General features: G+C 45.2%; 16 protein-coding genes. 5 read left to right on the top strand and 11 right to left on the bottom strand.

Annotation, left to right across the window (positions count from 1 at the left end; all coding sequences use genetic code 11):
* Positions 1-437: 437 nt before the first annotated feature.
* Both BLQ13_RS20890 and gyrA read right to left on the bottom strand, forming a co-directional pair.
* Positions 438-1,553: an HD-GYP domain-containing protein gene (locus tag BLQ13_RS20890; protein ID WP_090923614.1), complete on the bottom strand. Its 1,116-nt coding sequence runs from the start codon at positions 1,551-1,553 to the stop codon at positions 438-440.
* Between the two features lie 227 nt (positions 1,554-1,780).
* Complete coding sequence (gene gyrA / locus BLQ13_RS20885; RefSeq protein WP_090923613.1) at positions 1,781-4,339, bottom strand: DNA gyrase subunit A; 2,559 nt, start codon at positions 4,337-4,339, stop codon at positions 1,781-1,783.
* A gap of 425 nt (positions 4,340-4,764) precedes the next feature.
* On the opposite strand from gyrA, the gene BLQ13_RS20880 reads away from it, so the two are divergent.
* Positions 4,765-5,718: a YheC/YheD family protein gene (locus tag BLQ13_RS20880; RefSeq protein ID WP_167375803.1), complete on the top strand. Its 954-nt coding sequence runs from the start codon at positions 4,765-4,767 to the stop codon at positions 5,716-5,718.
* A 63-nt stretch (positions 5,719-5,781) separates the two neighbouring features.
* On the opposite strand, the gene gyrB is transcribed toward BLQ13_RS20880, so the two are convergent.
* From gyrB to BLQ13_RS20835, 9 genes are all read right to left on the bottom strand, one after another.
* A complete protein-coding gene (gene gyrB, locus BLQ13_RS20875; protein WP_090923611.1) occupies positions 5,782-7,692 on the bottom strand; it encodes a DNA topoisomerase (ATP-hydrolyzing) subunit B in 1,911 nt (636 codons plus the stop codon).
* 90 nt (positions 7,693-7,782) lie between these two features.
* Positions 7,783-8,031 carry an extracellular matrix regulator RemB gene (remB, locus tag BLQ13_RS20870; RefSeq protein WP_090923610.1) on the bottom strand — a complete coding sequence of 83 codons (249 nt, stop codon included), beginning with the start codon at positions 8,029-8,031 and terminating at the stop codon, positions 7,783-7,785.
* Positions 8,032-8,044: 13 nt separating this feature from the next.
* Positions 8,045-9,157, bottom strand: coding sequence for a DNA replication/repair protein RecF (gene recF, locus BLQ13_RS20865; protein WP_090923609.1), 1,113 nt, complete (start codon positions 9,155-9,157; stop codon positions 8,045-8,047).
* Between the two features lie 58 nt (positions 9,158-9,215).
* Positions 9,216-9,431, bottom strand: coding sequence for a S4 domain-containing protein YaaA (gene yaaA / locus BLQ13_RS20860; protein WP_090923608.1), 216 nt, complete (start codon positions 9,429-9,431; stop codon positions 9,216-9,218).
* A gap of 18 nt (positions 9,432-9,449) precedes the next feature.
* Complete coding sequence (gene dnaN, locus BLQ13_RS20855; protein ID WP_090923607.1) at positions 9,450-10,592, bottom strand: DNA polymerase III subunit beta; 1,143 nt, start codon at positions 10,590-10,592, stop codon at positions 9,450-9,452.
* Between the two features lie 232 nt (positions 10,593-10,824).
* Positions 10,825-12,171 (bottom strand): chromosomal replication initiator protein DnaA, encoded by a 1,347-nt coding sequence (gene dnaA, locus BLQ13_RS20850; protein ID WP_090923606.1) that lies wholly within the window; start codon positions 12,169-12,171, stop codon positions 10,825-10,827.
* A gap of 709 nt (positions 12,172-12,880) precedes the next feature.
* Positions 12,881-14,428: a gluconokinase gene (gntK, locus tag BLQ13_RS20845; RefSeq protein WP_090923605.1), complete on the bottom strand. Its 1,548-nt coding sequence runs from the start codon at positions 14,426-14,428 to the stop codon at positions 12,881-12,883.
* 53 nt (positions 14,429-14,481) lie between these two features.
* On the bottom strand, positions 14,482-15,843 hold the full coding sequence (locus BLQ13_RS20840) for a GntT/GntP/DsdX family permease (protein ID WP_090923604.1): 1,362 nt from the start codon (positions 15,841-15,843) through the stop codon (positions 14,482-14,484).
* A gap of 295 nt (positions 15,844-16,138) precedes the next feature.
* Entirely contained in the window at positions 16,139-16,813 is a 675-nt protein-coding gene (locus BLQ13_RS20835) for a GntR family transcriptional regulator (RefSeq protein ID WP_090923603.1), read from the bottom strand.
* A gap of 644 nt (positions 16,814-17,457) precedes the next feature.
* Between BLQ13_RS20835 and rpmH the strand changes: the two genes are divergently transcribed.
* From rpmH to jag, 4 genes are all read left to right on the top strand, one after another.
* The gene (gene rpmH, locus BLQ13_RS20830) at positions 17,458-17,592 is read left to right on the top strand and encodes a 50S ribosomal protein L34 (protein WP_019914530.1); all 135 of its coding nucleotides are present in this window, start codon (positions 17,458-17,460) and stop codon (positions 17,590-17,592) included.
* Between the two features lie 268 nt (positions 17,593-17,860).
* Positions 17,861-18,211, top strand: coding sequence for a ribonuclease P protein component (gene rnpA / locus BLQ13_RS20825; RefSeq protein WP_090923602.1), 351 nt, complete (start codon positions 17,861-17,863; stop codon positions 18,209-18,211).
* 74 nt (positions 18,212-18,285) lie between these two features.
* Entirely contained in the window at positions 18,286-19,164 is an 879-nt protein-coding gene (locus BLQ13_RS20820; RefSeq protein WP_090923601.1) for a YidC/Oxa1 family membrane protein insertase, read from the top strand.
* Positions 19,161-19,862: an RNA-binding cell elongation regulator Jag/EloR gene (gene jag, locus BLQ13_RS20815; protein WP_090923600.1), complete on the top strand. Its 702-nt coding sequence runs from the start codon at positions 19,161-19,163 to the stop codon at positions 19,860-19,862. The genes BLQ13_RS20820 and jag overlap by 4 nt, the downstream gene beginning before the upstream one ends.
* Positions 19,863-19,882 lie beyond the last annotated feature (20 nt).

The raw sequence follows: 19,882 nt of genomic DNA, 5'->3' as shown, positions 1-19,882 counted from the left end.
TCCAGTTTTCATACAGCCAGATGGCATGTAGCAAAAACCTTCACATCATTCTGCAAGCAGAATGTTTACTCACTCGTTGTTCAGTTTTCAAAGATCAAACATATTCAGTCACCGTCACTCATTCGCTTCAGTAACTTTTATATCATACCATTTCCGAACCAACTTTGCAAGCACTTTTTTTAAGTTTCTTTCGAAGCTTGTTTTTATTGGCTTGCCGCACCGTCTTAACTGTGTTTTCTTGGCCGGAATTAGAATATACCATGTAGAGAATTTTAATGCAAGTATTTTTTCTAATTTCTTTTATTACTTAACACTAAACTATAGTTGGACTCATTTGATAACGAATATACTCATAAACGTTAACCTTTTAACTACCATATTAAAAAAAGACCCTCTCGTTATGAGAAGGTCTTCACACAACAAATCCAACTATGCTTCTAACCTAATACTTCTTGAATATATAACTGTCTTTGTTGCATCAGATTGATGATCGATCCTTCTACAGATACCATTGGCCGAGTAGGATGATCTCGATCTGAGAAAATAATTTCCCCAATCTGGTTATTACTCAGCTTCACCCGTATTCCGTTATGAATTTGAGTGGAGCGTTGTACAAACATATTCACAATAGAAGGTTCCAGTTTACCAAACGCCTCACTTTGAATTTGTTCCAGAACCAGATATGGAGATTGAGCCTTACGATAAATCTTCTCTAGGGTCATTGCATGGAAAATATCTGCGATAGCTACGATTTTGGCATAGATATGAATCTGTGTCCCGGTAAGTTGCAAGGGATAACCCGATCCATCCACTTTTTCGTGATGCTGCAGTGCTGCAAGTCTTGCACCTTCATTGATGGCCTTAGCCTGTTTAAGAATCTGATAACCATACTTGGTGTGTTGCCTGATCTCCTCTTGCTCCTCCGCTGTCAGAGAAGAAGGTTTATGGAGAATCTGCGGATCAACCTTGTTATTACCGATATCATGGAACAATCCAGCAAAGGCAACCTGCATCCAGTCCTTAGAGGGGAGATCGATCCACTGAGCCAGTTGATAGGATGTAATCGCGCTTAGCACAGCATGGTGATATACATAATCATGCTCTTTCATATTGCGTGGACTGAAGGTAAGCACATTATATTGTTTGAGATGTATGAACAAAGCCTCTAGCTGTGTCCGTAACTCATAAACGGGCAATTCAGCAGCTAATGAGGAGAGAAACGCGTTTTTAGTCAACGTAACCATTTTCTCGTATTCATCTTGAAGTGTAATAACCGGGGCTGAAACTATTGTACTTGTCCGTTCCCCATTCTTCTCTGCAACGGCTGTTCCTAATGCTCCGCTGGGCCCAGTTACTCCTTTTGAACCTCCACTGCTAGTTCCTGTCCTCTCTTGTTCGATGTCCACCTGATGAATCAAAAACGCCCTGAGGACTTCCATATCTTTAGGTAAAATAATTTTACCCTTTTGAAGCAACACATTGCCACGTGACGTCTGCACATCACTTCCCAATTTTAGTCCTGGTTTGACTTCTGACAGGGTAATTAATCCCATACCGATTCCCCTCACTCATCGTTCTTCTTAAGATGATGACAATACAAGACCATAGTCCCGGTTTCTCATGTTATTTCCCATTATATTACTCAGAAAACAGGCTGTACATCCTAGATTTTGAAGCTTCCATTATTTCTTCTGTACATATCAAAAAGGGCCCCCATAAAGGGAGCCCTTCGTATCCTGTTTCAAGTTTCTTAACGATTCAATAAAACAAGATACCTATGTTATTCTTCCGAACCTGAATCATCATCTTGAACATCAGCTTCTGCTTCAGACGCCATGCCTTCTTCCAAATTTAACTCTGTATCAGAGGACGCCCCAGATTCTGTTGCTTCATCGTTATCTTCATCTGGTTCTTCTTCATTTTTATCAATTCGGCTTACGGTAGCTACAGCGTCTTCCTCACGAATATGGATTAGCTTCACACCCTGAGTATAGCGACCCATGGTTGAGATGCCATCCATGCTCATCCGAATTAATGTACCACTGGATGTGATAATCATCAGATCCTCTTCTGTTTTAACCATTTTGAGACTGACAACAGCACCGTTCTTCTCGGTAACATTGATCGTCTTGATTCCTTTACCACCACGAGTTTGCATCCGGTAATCACTAACTGGGGTCCGTTTACCGTACCCTTTGGCTGTGACAATCAAAACATCCAGATCAGCATCTACGACGTCCATACCGATAACCGCGTCTTGATCGTCAAGCGTGATACCCTTAACCCCGGTAGCACTACGTCCCATAGAACGTACATTACCCTCCGAGAAACGAATAGACATTCCATGAGCTGTACCCATGATAATCTCTTGTTGCCCATCCGTCAGCTTCACATCAATCAGGCTGTCATCATCACGCAAGGAGATCCCGATAAGTCCGCCTTTACGAATGTTCGTGTAATCTTCAAGCGGCGTTTTCTTCACTACACCCTGACGTGTTGCAAAGAATAGATACTTATCACTCTCGAATTCCTGTACTGGAATAACCGCATTGACAGACTCCCCTTGCTCAATCTGAATCAGGTTGATAATTGGTGTCCCACGCGCTGTACGTCCAAGCTCTGGAATCTCATAAGCTTTCAGGCGATATACTTTACCTTTATCCGTGAAGAACATCAGGTAGTTGTGAGAGTTGGTAACGAAAAGATGCTCGACAAAGTCGGTATCCTTTGTATCCATCCCTACAACACCGCGTCCTCCGCGTTTTTGGCTACGGTAGGTAGATACAGGCAGACGTTTAACGTAACCTGTGTGGGTAATCGTGATGATTACTTCTTCACGTGGAATCAGATCCTCATCCAGAATACTTTCTTCTCCAACCGTGATCTCGGTACGGCGATCGTCACCAAAACGCTCACGAATTTCCTGAAGCTCTGTACTGATAATCTCAAGTACAAGATGTTCATTAGCCAAAATTTCGCGATACTCGCGGATTTTGACCATCAATTCGTTGTACTCGTTCTCGATCCGTTCACGTTCCAAACCTGTCAGACGTTGCAAACGCATATCCAGAATAGCTTGCGCCTGGTCATGGCTGAGTGAGAAACGCTCAATCAAACCTTCTCTAGCGGCATCTGTATTGCTTGATGAACGAATCAACGTAATGATCTCGTCGATGTGATCCAATGCAATACGCAAACCTTCCAGAATGTGAGCACGAGCTTCCGCTTTTCTCAATTCGAATTGTGTACGGCGACGAATAACCTCAATCTGGTGCTGCAAATAGTGATACAACACTTCACGCAGATTCAGAATCTTTGGTTCTTTATTGACGATCGCAAGCATGTTAATACCGAATGTGGACTGCATCGAAGTGTGCTTGTACAAATTGTTCAACACAACACCAGGATTGACGTCCCTGCGAAGCTCAATCACAACCCGCATACCATTACGGTCAGATTCATCACGCAGATCGGTAATGCCATCGATCTTTTTGTCACGTACCAGTTCAGCAATTTTCTCTACGAGTCTTGCTTTGTTCACCTGGTATGGAAGCTCAGTAACGACGATACGAGCTTTGTTATTGTTCTCTTCGATATTGGTTCTGGCACGCATCGTTACCGATCCGCGTCCAGTCTGGTAAGCCTGACGAATACCTGAACGTCCCAGAATATAACCAGATGTAGGGAAGTCGGGACCTTGGATATAATCCATCAGTTCCATGGATGTAATGTCTGGATTTTTAATCATGGCCTGTACGCCGTCAATAACCTCTCCCAGATTATGAGGAGGAATATTGGTAGCCATACCTACGGCGATCCCGCCAACTCCATTGACAAGCAAGTTAGGAAAACGAGCAGGGAGAACAATAGGTTCATTTTCTTCGCCATCATAGTTTGGTTGGAAGTCAATGGTGTCCTTGTTGATATCTCTGAGCATTTCCATTGCAATCTTGGACAAACGTGCCTCGGTATAACGCATCGCTGCAGCCATATCACCATCGACTGATCCGAAGTTACCGTGTCCATCTACATGCATGTAACGCAGGGAGAAGTCCTGTGCCATCCGTACCATCGTCTCGTAAACGGCAGAGTCACCGTGCGGGTGATACTTACCGATAACTTCGCCGACGATTCTGGCTGATTTTTTATGTGGTTTATCAGGTGTCATGCCAAGCTCCGACATTGCATACAGAATGCGCCGGTGAACCGGCTTCAATCCATCACGCACATCTGGCAGGGCACGGCTCACAATGATGCTCATCGCATAATCCATAAACGATTCACGCATCTCGACGCCAATATCCCGATCTTTAATCTGCGAGTTCATTTCTTCCGCCATGCTGGACCTCCTTCTTGTCCTTCAACAAACGTTCCAAATCAATCATTTCCAGAAAATTAATATATGTGAAAAGCCTAACAAGGCTAAAACCGCGCAAGAACGCTACTCTTTATTATATTACTTTCACAAAAGTTACACAATTAAACGTCCGCTGGGCAATAGCCTTTCTTCCAGGAACTTGAGCGTGTCTGGGGGTTCGCCCTGCCTTCCTCTGCAATTGCACATACAATGCTAGAAAAGCGGCATATGTACTGTCCAATCAAGGCTAGAGCCGTTCCCACGTGGCAATCAAACTGCAATTTTATCGGCTGACAGCACAAAACGCCATATTCCTCTATTATACCACTGAAATCATCTCTTGTCCTTTGATTTTCTGCATAATGTCCCTCAGCACAACGGATCAAAACAAGAAAGGACTGATGCACATGAGTATCCAGCGTGTCTCCAGCAAATGGACTAAAACAACAATTTTGCAACGCAGTCGTCATGTCAATGAATATATACCGGTGACCCGAAAATATAGCTCGCAAACACTAGAACGAATGACCGAGTTATTCCCAGCCAATTTTATTAAACCCGACAGGGGAACTTACGGTAATGGTGTGATGCGGGTAAGGACAGTTCACACCACAATCACAGTCCCTCGTTCTGCAGACTCAACTGCTGAATCCATAAGTGATGAAGCATCTGACGAATCCACCTCACCTGAATCAGTAGAATCAGAGCCTATTCCTCCGACTATGTCCGATATTACGACCTATCATCTGCAACATGGAACTGAAGAGCGAGTCTTTCATTCGCTCACAGAACTTGAGAACGCATTGAACGAACGTATTCAGAAACGTGACTATATCATTCAACAGGGTATTCCACTAATGACACATGAGGGATTACCTTTTGACCTGCGTGTGTTAACCCAGAAGAGCCCACAGCATAGCTGGGAAACAACAGGTATTCTCGGACGGGTTGCTGCGCCAGGCAAAATCATTACCAATATCCATGGAGGCGGCCGTCTGGCCACCTTTGAAGAACTTGTACTCCCACAACTCAAAAGGGAAGGATATCAAAAGCTTGAGCATGAATTGCACCGCCTCGGTATCCATACTGCTGTCCAATTGCAAAGCTCTTTTCCCAGACTCAAAGAGATTGGAATTGATATCGCTTTGGATGATCATGGGCGTCCCTGGATTCTGGAGGTCAACACACTGCCTGGCATCTATGCCTTTGGTCTGCTTCCCGATAAAGAGGCTTACCGCAAAATCAAACGTTATGCCATTGCTTACGGACGCTTACCCTCCAAAAAAGGCAAAGCGAAAAAAACAACCTCGAAGGCTTCCAAAGCGCAGGCTTCCGCAATCAAACGACGGACTGCCAGGTAAATAAGTGCATTATCACTCATAATATAAAAAAAGGCGCCCTCACAGGCGCCTCTTCGCAACTCGTTAAATATCGAGGTTTTTCACGTATTTTGCATTCTCCTGGATGAAGTCACGACGAGGTTCGACGTTATCTCCCATCAAGGTGTCAAACATGGCATCCGCGAGCATCGCATCACTGATCGATACTTGCAACATTGTCCGGCTTTCCGGGTCCATCGTGGTTTCCCACAGCTGTCCGGCATTCATCTCGCCTAGACCTTTGTACCGCTGGACGTTGAACTTGACGTTCTCACCCAAGGAAGCAATAATCTCGTCACGCTCTTTCTCGGAGCCTGCATAACGAATGACTTTGTTACGCTCAATCTTGAACAGTGGTGGCTGTGCAATATATACATAACCGGCCTCAATGATTTTGCGCATATACCGATACAAGAATGTCAGCAACAGTGTACGGATATGGGCACCATCGACATCGGCATCGGTCATCAGAATGATTTTGTGATAACGTGCTTTGGAGATGTCAAAATCGTCGCCGATCCCTGTTCCCATCGCAGTGATAATCGCACGAATCTCGGCATTGCCCAGGATACGGTCAAGGCGTGCCTTTTCCACGTTCAGGATCTTGCCACGAAGCGGCAAAATAGCTTGGAAGTGACGGTCACGACCCTGTTTGGCTGAACCGCCGGCAGAGTCACCCTCGACGATGTACAATTCACTGATGGACGCATCTTTGGATGAACAGTCCGCCAGCTTACCCGGCAGGGAGCTGACTTCAAGCGCGCCTTTACGGCGTGTCAGTTCACGAGCTTTACGAGCCGCTTCACGGGCACGCGCAGCCTGCAATCCTTTTTCCAAAATACGACGGGATACGGAAGGATTCTCTTCCAAGAACTCCTGCAACTTCTCTGCAAACAAAGACTCCACAATACCACGTACTTCACTGTTTCCGAGCTTTGTTTTTGTTTGTCCTTCGAATTGCGGTTCCGGAATTTTGACCGAAATAATGGCCGTCAGACCTTCACGCACATCGTCACCAGACAGATTGCCGGTACTATCCTTGATTACACCAGCCTTACGGGCATAGTCATTAATAATCCGGGTGAGTGCACTCTTAAAGCCTGACTCGTGCGTTCCGCCCTCATGGGTGTTGATGTTATTCGCAAAAGAATAAATATTCTCGGTGTAATTGTCGTTGTATTGCAGTGCAACCTCCACCTGAATGTTATCCCGTGAACCTTCAACGTAGATCGGATTCTCATGCAACACTTCACGCTTTTGATTCAAGAAGGATACATACTCAATGATCCCGCCTTCGTACATGAAGGAGTTAGTTACACCTGTACGCTCATCTGTCAGAGTCAGACCGATTCCTTTGTTCAGGAACGCCAGCTCACGGACACGTGTAAGCAATGTTTCGTAATCATATACCAAAGTTTCTGTAAAAATCTCCGGATCGGGATGGAACGTCACAGTTGTTCCCGTCTCGTCGGTTGTGCCGATCACTTTGAGATCATATTGCGGAGCACCGCGGCGGTACTCCTGCTGATGGATATGACCATCCCGTTTTACAGTAACGACTACTTTTTCAGAAAGTGCGTTAACAACGGACACACCTACACCGTGCAGACCACCGGATACCTTGTACCCTCCGCCGCCGAATTTACCCCCTGCATGAAGAACAGTCATAACGACTTCCAGAGCTGGACGTTTCATTTTGGCATGTTCGCCAACTGGAATACCCCGTCCATTATCCACAACGGTTACACTGTTGTCTTCATGGATGTTGATCTCGATATGATCACAGTAACCCGCCAGCGCTTCATCGATACTGTTGTCCACTACTTCCCAGACCAGATGATGCAGACCTTTGGCACTGGTGGAACCGATGTACATCCCCGGACGTTTACGTACGGCTTCCAGTCCTTCAAGGACCTGAATTTCATTCGCATCATATGACGGTTGATTCATAGACATGCCTTTCACCTACTTCTATAGATTCAATATCTTGAATATGCGTTAACTTATGAATATTAGCAGACAAAGAAATTCTCTCTTGAATATCCGCTATAAATCAGGAAAATGGTGCGCACGCTTCTTGAGCGTTGCAGAGGAAATCGGTGAGTAATACACAATGTTTTTCGTCACCACGATAGACTTTGCTTCCTCTTCGCCGATATGTTCGACCGTTTTTTCCTGTTCGGCATGTGTAACATACTGCTTGGATATTTTTGAGGATTTCTCGATCGATATATCAAAAATAGCAACCAACTCAGAAGAACGGATGATTTTTTCACCGCCCAGATGAATGTACATAAGCCCTCACCCCTTAGCGTTCCACCTGTCCGGCATGAACGTGATAGATACTAGCGTCTTTAAGCTTGTCAACGTTCAGGCTCTCGATTCCCGTAGCGGTAATAAAAGTCTGTACCTTGCTTTGGAATGTTTCGATCAGCTGGGTCTGACGAAAAGGATCAAGTTCGGATAATACGTCATCCAGCAACAGAACCGGATATTCCCCGATCTCTTCATGAATCAGTTCAATCTCCGCAAGCTTAAGAGACAACGCTGTTGTGCGTTGCTGCCCCTGAGAGCCATACGTTTGTACTTCCCGTTCGTTAATGAAAAAGGACAGGTCATCCCGATGTGGCCCACTCAGCGTTGTGCCCCGGCGAATCTCCTGCTCTTTCATTTGTGATAATTTTATCATAAATTGCTCCATTAAGACAGCTTCATCTTCCTCAGCGGCTTCGCTGAAGGAGGGAAGGTAGGCCAGACGCAGAACTTCTCCACCTCCAGTAATCCCCTGATGGATCGTTTCTGCCCACTTTTGAAGTTTCTTTATGAATTGTTTCCTTTTTTTGACGATTTTAACACCGTGCTCTGCAAGCTGTTCGTTCCAGATTTCCAGCATCGCTTGAACTGAATCCCCTTTTCCCCACAGTTGCTTGAGTAGATTATTCCGTTGCACCAGCACTTTCTGATACTGCTGCAGATGATAGAGATAACCTGGAGCCACCTGCCCGATCTCCATGTCAAGGAACCGGCGGCGAACCCCAGGTGTGCCTTTGACAATCTCCAGATCCTCGGGGGCAAACATCACCACGTTGAGAGAGCCGACAAAATCGCTTAATTTACGTTGCTCCAGACCGTTAATCTTTGCCTTTTTCCCTTGCTGTGATAAGGACAGCTCCAGCTTAACTGCTCCGTATTTTTTGTCAACCTCGGCGGTGAGCCTTGACCGTTCTTCCCCAAAACGGATCAGTTCCTTATCTCGGGAGGTGCGGTGGCTCTTGGTGAGTGCCAGCACAAAAATAGCCTCGGCCAGATTGGTCTTGCCTTGGGCATTTTGTCCAATCAACAGATTGACGGGTCCAAATGATTCCAGCTTCAGATGCTCATAATTGCGGAATTGCTGCAACTCTATGCTGTTTACAAACACGCATTAACCTCCCTTTTATCCCGTCCGTCAGGAGGCAGCAGGATTGCACCTTGGTCTTTTACTCCGCAACCACTTCGAACGTGCCTTCTCCGTCTACCTCTACGATATCCCCAGGGTATAACTTCCGTCCACGGCGTTCCTCAGCCTCTTTATTCACACGAACAAGCCCTTCTTGGAGGAGGGCTTTTGCCATACCTCCCGTAGGGATGCAGTCTGCTAGTTTCAAAAATTGGTCAAGCTTAATATATTCCGTTCGAATCGATACTTGCTTCATCGTGTGATCTTCCTTTCGTTAATTGGTCGTCCGGTAAGGCAGGATGACGTATAGGCTCTGACTGTCGTCGAGCGGTTTCAAGATAATGGGACTCATGACACCCGTAAAGGCAATCATCAGTTGCTCACTCTCCACCACTTTCAGCACATCCAGCATGTATTTGGAGTTAAACGAGATCTTGAGCGGTTCACCCGAAAATTCAGCCGGCTCAATCTCTTCTCTTACTTTACCAAGCTCAGAGGAGCTGGAGGATATTTCAATCGTGCCGGAGTCCATCGTCTGCATGCGCACAATGTTTGTTTTTTCCTCACGCGACAGCAAATAAGCCCGGTCAATCGATTCACTTAATTTTTTTGTGTCCAAAACAAGTTCTGTTTTGTATGACGTTGGAATAATTCTAGAAGTATCCGGATATGTTCCGTCCAAAATACGGGAGTAGAAAAGTACACGGTCAATTTTAAACAACACCTGATTATCTGCGACAACGATATCCACAAGCGTGTTCTGGTCGGGAACGATTTTACTCAGCTCGTTTAGTGTTTTACCGGAAATGACGACGTTGTTGAAACGGATACCTTCTGCATTATCCAGCATTGCCGCACGTGTAGCAAGACGGTGACGGTCCGTTGCCACAAATTTCAACTCGTTATCACCAAGACTCCAGAGTACACCTGTCAGAATAGGTGTTGTTTCATGGGTGGAAATGGAGAACACGGTCTGTTTAATCATATTTTTCAGCAAATCTCCAGGAATGGAGACCGTTTGGTTTTCTTCAATGCTTGGCAGTACCGGGAACTCTTCCGGGTCCAGACCTACCAGTTGAATCTCCGTTGCACCTGCCGAAATAAAAGTGTTGAAGTTTTCTTTGACTTCCATGTGTACTTCCTGCGAAGGCAACTTTTTGATGATCTCTACGAAAAATTTGGCTGGCAGAACAACGCTACCCGGTTGTTCTACTTGCACCACACTTTTGTCTCCCTCTTCAAGTGGGATAAATGACTGAATGGAGATATCTGTGTCACTTGCTGTCAACGTTACACCTTGGTGATTCACGTCGAATTTGATACCGCTCAGAATGGGGATCGTCGTACGACTTGAGATCGCTTTGGATACTTGTTGAATGGATTCGTTAAGATAACTTTTCATTATGCTGATTTTCATGGTTTCACTCCTAGCGGATTTGTTAGATGTTTTTGGTTTTGTTTTGGTCTTAAAAAGGTGTTTATCGAAAGGCCGAAGGCCGTGCTTTGCAACGGCTTTTTGGAGAAGATATCTTTAGATCTTTATAGTAATAATAGTAATAGGGGCACTGAATATGTGGATAAGTAGGGTTAAACCCATAAAATTAAGCCTATCCACATGTGTACACGTTGTGCATAGGCTTGGGACTTGTTCAGGTTGGATTCTTAATTTTTTCGGTTAAGTTGTTGATAACTTTATAGAGATCTTGATCGTTCTTGATCGCTTGAGAGATTTTTTCATGGGCATGAATGACCGTGGTATGATCTCGTCCTCCAAAAGCCTCCCCGATTTTGGGCAGAGAAAAGTCTGTCAGTTCACGAGAGAGATACATAGCGATCTGTCTAGGAAAAGCAACAGCTTTTGTCCGTTTCCGTGCTTTGAAATCTTCAAGCTTGAGGCTGTAGTATTCGCCGACCTTTTGTTGGATGTCTTGAATCGTGATCATTTTGGGACGGCTTGAAGGAATAATATCCTTCAGTGCTTCAGCGGCCAGATGAGAACTAACGTCCTGATTGGTCAGTGAAGAGTAAGCAACGACACGAATCAGGGCTCCTTCAAGCTCCCGAATGTTCGTATCAATCTGATTGGCGATGTACATCATCGCTTCATTTGGAATATCCAGATTCTCCGCACGCGCTTTTTTACGCAAAATCGCAATCCGCGTCTCCAGATCCGGAGGCTGAATATCCGTAATTAACCCCCACTCAAACCGGGAGCGCAGCCGCTCCTCCAGGGTTGGAATTTCCTTAGGTGGTCTATCGCTGGAGATGATGATCTGCTTCCGTTCCTCATGCAGCGCATTAAACGTATGGAAAAATTCCTCTTGTGTTGATTCTTTCCCGGCCAGGAACTGAATATCATCAATAAGCAGTATATCTACGCTCCGGTACTTGTTCCGGAAGCTTTCCCCGCGATTATCACGGATGGAGTTGATGAACTCATTCGTGAATTTCTCAGATGACAAATAAACCACCTTGCTACTCGGATTATGCTCCAAAATATAATGTCCGATGGCATGCATCAAGTGGGTTTTGCCAAGTCCTACGCCTCCATATAGGAAAAGAGGATTGTAGGCTTTGGCGGGCGCTTCAGCGACCGCCAGCGATGCGGCGTGGGCAAAACGGTTACCCGGCCCAATGACAAAGGTGTCGAACGTATATTTAGGATTCAGCATGCTGAGCACGGCTTCTTCCTGAACGACTGTCGGCGTCGGTGCCGGCAACTGCGGATCTGGTTCTACAGGTTTGTTCTCCTCGATGACAAATTTCACATCGACCTGTTTGCCAAGCAGTTCATAGACCGTCGAACCAACCAGTTTGGTGTAACGGCTCTCCAGCCATTCGACGGCAAACGTAGTTGGGGCGGAGATGACGATGGTCTGATCGTTCAGCTTGGTGGCCTTGGTTGCTTTGAACCAGGTGTCGAAGCTGGGTTTGCTGAGTTTATTTTGTATGATTGATAAAATTTGCTGCCATAAATCAGAAGTATGGCTGTCCACAGACTGTCACTCCTTTTACATGTTCCAAGTGTGGCTTAAGCCATGATGCAGTGTCGAAATACGAGATATATTGCCGAATTTATCCCCAAACTCCCACAGGTCAAAAACAAAAAAAGAAGGAACAACGGAAAATTGTTCACAACTTTATCCACAGGCTGTTGATAATATTATGGGTCAGATCACATATTCACATCCAAAAGTAATACAATCATAGCAAAAGAAGCCCCGCATTTCAACGTATGGCGAGATTTTATCCACAAATTCAATAACTTGTGTATAATTTTTAGTCACAACACAATATATTGTTTATAAATTGTTTAATTTTCGACAGCATGACCTAAAGTACCAAAAACTTTTATACACAGGATATCCGTCGAAAGATGCTAAATGATGTGCAAAAGTCGACTTGCGATGTGAATAACTTCGCTGTGGATAAACTGAAAGTGAATTGATGTGAGTAAGTGGAAAAGTGGAAGATTAGTAGTTAGTCCTTTTCAACCTCATGAGCTGCTATGTCGTAAAAAGGTGAGGTTTTGGATTGCTGAACTCATAAAGTGACTAAAAAGGGATGGCTGATTACATTAAAAGTGACCATGAGGAAATGATTGAGGTAAACCACAAGTATGGATGTGTTCATGGGTAGAGACAAAATGACATCAAAAAGAGGGAGACCCCGCAGCCGTTTTATGGCTGCGGGGTCTCCCTCTACTTATATATGAAGCATAGACATTTTGCGTTGGAATTCTGCAATGTCTGCATATTCCTCTTCAAGTTTACGTGAAATGCGAATGTAAATCGGCAGCAGCTCCTGATAGAGGGAGGCATGTTCTTTGACTGGCGTATGCCGGTGAGTTGTGCCTATCATTGAGGAAACATCTTCAAGAGACTTGATTCGTCCCGTAGCATACAGGCCTAGAACAACGGCACCGAGGCATGAACTTTCAAAGCTCTCAGGCACAACGACTTCCTGATTAAAGATGTCGGACATCATCTGCCGCCACAACGGCGATCGTGCAAACCCACCCGTCGCTTGAATTGAGGTGGGTTGCCCGATCTGTTCCTCCATGGCAAGCAGAACGGTATAGAGGTTGAAAATAACCCCTTCAAGTACTGCACGAATCATGTGCTCTTTCTTATGATGGAGGGTCAGTCCAAAAAAAGAGCCACGGGCATCTGGGTTCCAGAGTGGAGCACGTTCGCCCGAGAGGTACGGGTGGAACAGCAACCCTTCGGAGCCGGGTGGAACACGTTCTGCAATTTTGGTCAGTACATCGTAGGAGTTGATGCCGAGGCGTTTCGCTGTTTCCACTTCCGACGCGGCAAACTCATCCCGTACCCAGCGGAACAGCATTCCACCGTTATTCACAGGCCCACCTACAACCCATAGTTTTTCCGTCAGGGCATAACAGAAGGTACGTCCTTTCGGATCGGTCACAGGGCGATCAACGACAGTACGAATGGCTCCACTCGTTCCGATGGTTGCGGCGACGATGCCCGGTTTGATGGCGTTAACGCCAAGGTTGGATAGTACCCCATCACTTGCGCCGATTACAAAAGGCGTGGAGGGGGAAAGAGCCATTTTTTCAGCCCATTCAGGATGCATTCCCTCTATTGTATAAGTCGTCGGTACAAGCTTCGATAGATGATTCGGTGTGATCCCTGCGATATCCAGTGCTTCCTGATCCCAGTCCAGTTGCTCTAGATTCAGCAGTCCCGTACACGAAGCGATGGAATGATCGACGATATATTGCCCAAATAGACGGAAGAAAAGGTACTCTTTGATCGAAATAAACTTTGCCGTGCGTTCGAATAGTTCTGGCTCGTCATGACGAAGCCACATCAATTTGGTCAGAGGTGACATCGGATGAATGGGGGTGCCTGTGCGTAGATAGACTTGATGACCGACACCATTTTCTTGCAGCTTGGCGGACCAAGCTGCGCTTCGATTATCAGCCCAGGTGATGCAGCGCGTTAGCGGATGATCGTTCTGATCCATGGCGATGACACTGTGCATGGCTGAACTGCAGGATACAAAGAGAATCTGGTTAGCCGAGACTCCGCTCTGGGTCATCACGCCGTGTACAGATCGGATGGCTGCCTGCATAATTTCATCCGGGTCTTGTTCTGCAACATCCGGAGCAGGTGTGTATAGCGGATATTCCTGAGTGGAGGTCGTGATTACCTCGCCTTGCTCTGTGAATAACACGGATTTAGTGCTGGTTGTTCCAATATCGATTCCAATCATATAATTGGTCATTCGTTCGTCCTTCTTTCGATTTTTTATATGAGAAAAAGGATGTTAGCGTCCAATCACACCACTGTACTTAGTAGCAAAATAAAGATCAATCCAACCACTGAAAGTAGTGTTTCCATAACAGTCCACGTCTTGAGTGTCTGAGAGACACTCATATTGAAGAATTCCTTGATCATCCAGAAGCCTGCATCATTAACATGGGAAAGTACAAGGGAGCCTGCCCCCGTAGCAAGAACAACCAGCTCAATGTTAGCTCCAGGTGTAAGAGCGAGTACTGGAGCAACAATACCAGCAGCTGTAGTCATCGCAACCGTAGCTGAACCAGTAGCGACACGAATCAGTGCAGCTACAAGCCAGGCAAACAAAATGACATTAATGTGTGCATTTGTGGCGAATTCTGCAATGGCATTACCAACGCCGCTATTAATCAGCACCTGTTTGAAGGCACCGCCGCCTCCAATAATGAGAATAATGGTAGCTGTTGGGGCCAGACATTCACTGGTGAAGCGTGAAAGTTCATGTTTGGTGAATCCGCGGGCAAAGCCGAGTGAAAAGAGGGCAAAGACAACAGAGATCAACAAAGCAATAATCTCATTGCCGATAAACTCACTAAAGACGGTAAACCCACTTGTTGCATCAGGATCAACAATGTTTGCAATGGAGCCAATCAGCATCAGGATGACGGGCAACAGAATCGTAAACAATGTAATGCCAAATCCGGGCAAATGAATGTTTTTCTTAGACGAGAACTGTTCAGCGAGTTCAGCTGGTGGTTCGGTGTGAATTCTTTTGCCGATAAATTTACCGAATACCGGTCCAGCAATAATCGCAGTAGGGATGCCTATAATTAAAGAGTACAGAATCGTTTTTCCCAGATCCGCATTGAAGGCTTCAATGGCAATCATCGGTGCCGGATGTGGTGGAACAAGCCCATGAACTGTGGAGAGACCAGCCAAAATAGGAATACCGATCTGAAGCAGGGACATATTGGTTTTGCGGGCTACTGTGAAGATGATCGGAATCATTAGAATGACACCGACTTCAAAGAAAACAGGAATACCTACAATGAATCCAACAATCATCATAGCCCAGTGCACACGTTTCACACCGAATCGGTCAACAAGAGTCGTCGCAATCTGCTCGGCACCGCCAGATTCAGCCATCATTTTACCAAGCATGGTACCAAGTCCGATGACGATAGCGATCGTGCCTAAAGTACCGCCAAGTCCGCCCGTAATGGAGGAAATGACGTCAGCTGGCTTCATACCTGCAAGCAAACCAAGCATTAATGCAGATAATAAAAGGGTAATAAAGGGGTTCCATTTATATTTGGAGATTAAGAGGATCAGGAAGATGATGGCGATCAACGTCCTGATCAGCAATGTAGCATTATGGGATAATCCGAAAATCGTGCTCATGATGTAATTACTCCTTTGTCTTGGGATAAACGCTTACAATGAAAGCAGTGATGAAAAAATTAGCATCTTGATGATCTGATAACAATGTAATGAAGCAAACTACCCTTATCATGTCCGGAAAATGAAAAAAATCGCATTTTGTATACTTGTCGACAAGTTATGTGGCAATCATTCACGTCCTTGACGCTGGATTGATTGCCAACTCTATGGTCACTCATAAGAAAATCTGTACGCAACGCTTTCGGTTCTAACAAATACCAAGATTTCTGACAACGGTATACTGTAAGAACTCAGTTCAAAATTCAAAGCTTTCGTGTAACGTTTGGCCAGAGTCTTTAAAATATGTGCGTACCCCGTGCTGGATCAGAGCTTTGTCCCCTGATTCCAGAGCAGTTGCAAGGGAGCGGTGTTTTTCAATTACAGCACTTACTTTGGACTCACCTTGGGCAAATACTCTGCGCGTAGTAAGTAGCATGACCGTCATCACGACATATCTGATGCTCTTCCACAGGTGTGAGATACGGGAATGGGAGGCTGCCTCGACAATGGTCTCGTGAAACGTAAGATCCTGATAAGCAAATTCGACAGCATCTTGATGTTTGCCAGCGAGTTGCATTTTGTCAATGATATTGCTCAGCTGCGTGATTAGCGCTGGAGGCACATCTGCCGCTAGCCGTTGCTGTACAAAGCTTTCAATGAGAAAACGCACATCATACAGTTCTTCGACATCCTTCATATTGAGGCCCAGGATGACAACACCCATTCGTTCAAGCCGAATCAGCCCTTCATTTGACAACGTTCTCAATGCTTCGCGAACAGGCGAGCGACTGCTGTCAAAATCAGCAGCAATTCGATTTTCCGACAAAATTTCCCCAGGCCGAAGGGTTCCGTTGATGATTCTCAGCCTTAATTCGCAAGCTATGGCCTCACCGCGAGATGCTCCTTGAAGCCAAGAAGATGGAAATTGCATATGGCTAACGCTCCTAAATTAAGTAATTCGTACGTTAGAATCATAACACAATGTGCTACACCTCAGAATTCGATCAATTGTCGAAAAGTCAAAATTACTGAATGTACACACAAGAGTTGATGTGTACTGTTCTCGTATCGCAATTTCGATCTAGTGTCGATTGCTGGCGAAATAAAAACGGTAAAAAAACAAAAGGTATACTTGTATACAAGATGCTGATTTCCATCCTACACCTTTCTTAAAACGTTGTAAACCTATACAGTGAAGCGGATACATCACGCGTTATTTTTGCAAACTTCAACCTATTATTCTTTATCCACATGTGAATAACTTAAAACAGGAATACAGATTTCAGTACATATTATAAGAAGTGTGGATAACGGAAGAAGATGAAGAAATCAGCTCTTTTTCAAAGGTTGGGGATAACTTTTTTTGATGATTTAGTGGCTGTATTATTGGGGGAAAATCTCTAGGATAGAGAGGCATGTTTTTTGGGCGCTGGAAAGCATATGAAAAAGAGGGAGGGAGGCGTCGCTTTTCAGTTGACTTTTCCAATTGGACATGGTTAAATATATAAAGGTGTTTTCTGTGAAGATGAAAAGGATTCATCACATAAGTATTTCCTTGTAAGGAGGTGCAATACATTGAGACCTACATTCAAACCGAACGTTAGCAAGCGTAAAAAAGTTCATGGTTTCCGTAAAAGAATGAGCACAAAAAACGGCCGTAAAGTTTTGGCTGCACGTCGCCTGAAAGGCCGTAAAGTCCTGAGTGCTTAATGCATCTGAAGACCACCGAGGTGGTCTTTTTTTTCTTAAAACGGGATTATTCAGGCTGGTTATATAGCGTAATTCATTGCTTTACAGGCTGTGAAGAAGCTTACCAGTTAGCTAATCATAATTGTTGGTTAAGTTTCTCTTTTTCAGAAACTTTCCTTATATACAAGTTGTCGCCAAGACGGTTTACCGTCGATTAAGAAAGCCTATACTAAATTAGTAATGATACCTCCGTCAATAACGTTGATGAAGGACAGCAAGGAGAAGCGCCGTGTATAAAAGACTGCGTCTGCGAAACCGTGCGGATTTTAGCCGTGTATATCGGTTTGGAAAATCGTTTGCCAATCATCAATTCGTGGTGTATGGCTGCCGCCGTAAAGATACCGAACAATTCCGGGTGGGCGTATCCTGTAGCAAAAAAATAGGAAACGCTGTCGTGCGTAACCGGATGAGACGCATGATCAAGGAAATTGTACGTCATCATGAACAAGAGATTGTTACGCAGATGGATTTGATTTTCATCGTCCGCAAAGGTGCATTAGGCATGCCTTATAAGGAAATGGAAAAAAGTCTGTTGCATGTACTGCGTAAGGCCTCCCTGTTGAAGTCGTGCAAGCGGTAAGCTTCGGTTTATTTGTCCTCCTAATTATGGTATGATTTACGGTGGAATGGAATGGTTAAGAGAGGGGTTATGAAGTGTCGCGATTGAAGACATCTAAGGGGAAGTGGATTCTCCTCATTGCAGTCATTGCAATGGTCACTGTACTCGCCGGATGTACTCCACAAGGTGCAGGGGTTACAACGGAAGATCTGAAGAATAGTGAATCATTCTGGCAAGCCAATGTCGTGTACTGGTTCTCACTGGCGCTCGATACATTCGCTAACTGGTTTAGCGGTGAATATGGACTGGCTGTCCTGGTGATGGTGCTTATTGTACGGACATTGATTTTACCATTGACGATGAAACAGGTCCGCAGCTCCAAAGCGATGCAGGCCATTCAGCCGCAGCTGAAGGAGATTCAAGCCAAGTATAAAGATACACCTGAGAAAGTTCAGCAAGAGACGATGAAATTGTTTCAGGAGAACAAGGTTAACCCGATGGCCGGCTGTCTGCCTCTTATCATTCAGATGCCGATTTACATCGCACTTTATAACTCCATTTACGGAAACTCCAGTCTGAGAACGCATGATTTCTTGTGGCTCCAACTGGGATCACCGGATCACCTGTTTATTTTGCCAGTACTGGCTGCCATCACAACGTTCATTCAAACGTGGATGATGATGCGTATGAATCCTGCACAGCAGATTGGCCCAATGCAGTTTATGCTGTGGGTGTATCCGATTTTGATTTTTGTTATGTCATATCAGTTCCCGTCAGCGTTGCCGCTTTACTGGTTCTACAGTAATATCTACACCATCGTGCAAAACTATTTCCTTTACCGGAATAATGATAAAGTTGTGGCCGAGGTCAACGTGAAGCAAAGCAGCTCTTCCAAAAATGGAGCTAAACGCAAAAACGGTGGCAAGGCAACCGTCTCTGGGAAAGGGTCGAAAGGGGCCAAAAAATCGAAATGACCACAGTCATTACGTCAGGAAAAACCGTTGAAGATGCTGTAAACCAAGGATTGGCTGAGCTTGGCGTGAGCCGGGACAAGGTCGAGATACAAGTTTTAGAGCAGCCGTCAAAAGGATTCCTGGGTTTGTTCGGGGTGAAGGCTGCTAAAGTTGAAGTGAGCTTGTTGCCCGTATCCGAAGCTGCACCGCAGCCGATCAAACCAGCCACACCTGAACCTGAGATTGAAGCATTACTTGAGGGTGTAGCAGTCCATAATCCCTATGAAGAAGCGGCTGCGTTTTTGAAAGAGGTTGCGGCAGGTATGGGGTTGGATGTGGAAGTGCATATCAAGAAACAGCGGGATGGTCACATCTTCAATATTTCCGGGGAAGACCTCGGCATGATTATTGGCAGACGTGGACAGACGCTGGATGCTCTTCAGTATTTGACCAATATCGTAGCCAATCGGTACTCGGAAAGCTTCGTTCGCATCGTACTTGATGCGGAGAACTTCCGTCAGCGCCGGCGGAAAACGCTTGAAGATCTAGCTGAACGATTGGCTGGACAAGCAATCCGTACAGGTAAGGAAGTTGTGCTAGAGCCGATGCCTCCGCTTGAACGTAAAGTGATTCATGCCAAACTGCAAAATCACCCGCAGATTAAGACCTTAAGTAAGGGCGAAGAGCCCAATCGGCGTGTGGTTATTACGTTGAAATAACACGCAATTGATGACGCAAT

This window comes from Paenibacillus polysaccharolyticus (genome assembly GCF_900102085.1).
GTDB lineage: Bacteria > Bacillota > Bacilli > Paenibacillales > Paenibacillaceae > Paenibacillus > Paenibacillus polysaccharolyticus.
This window is presented reverse-complemented; position numbering and strand designations above follow the sequence as displayed.

Coding starts and splice junctions, on each gene's coding strand:
- gyrA (WP_090923613.1), bottom strand. CDS start 4,339: ATGGCGGAAGAAATGAACTCGCAGATTAAAGATCGGGATATTGGCGTC.
- jag (WP_090923600.1), top strand. CDS start 19,161: ATGACCACAGTCATTACGTCAGGAAAAACCGTTGAAGATGCTGTAAAC.
- BLQ13_RS20880 (WP_167375803.1), top strand. CDS start 4,765: ATGAGTATCCAGCGTGTCTCCAGCAAATGGACTAAAACAACAATTTTG.
- BLQ13_RS20835 (WP_090923603.1), bottom strand. CDS start 16,813: ATGCAATTTCCATCTTCTTGGCTTCAAGGAGCATCTCGCGGTGAGGCC.
- gyrB (WP_090923611.1), bottom strand. CDS start 7,692: ATGTCTATGAATCAACCGTCATATGATGCGAATGAAATTCAGGTCCTT.
- yaaA (WP_090923608.1), bottom strand. CDS start 9,431: ATGAAGCAAGTATCGATTCGAACGGAATATATTAAGCTTGACCAATTT.
- remB (WP_090923610.1), bottom strand. CDS start 8,031: ATGTACATTCATCTGGGCGGTGAAAAAATCATCCGTTCTTCTGAGTTG.
- dnaN (WP_090923607.1), bottom strand. CDS start 10,592: ATGAAAATCAGCATAATGAAAAGTTATCTTAACGAATCCATTCAACAA.
- BLQ13_RS20840 (WP_090923604.1), bottom strand. CDS start 15,843: ATGAGCACGATTTTCGGATTATCCCATAATGCTACATTGCTGATCAGG.
- BLQ13_RS20890 (WP_090923614.1), bottom strand. CDS start 1,553: ATGGGATTAATTACCCTGTCAGAAGTCAAACCAGGACTAAAATTGGGA.
- gntK (WP_090923605.1), bottom strand. CDS start 14,428: ATGACCAATTATATGATTGGAATCGATATTGGAACAACCAGCACTAAA.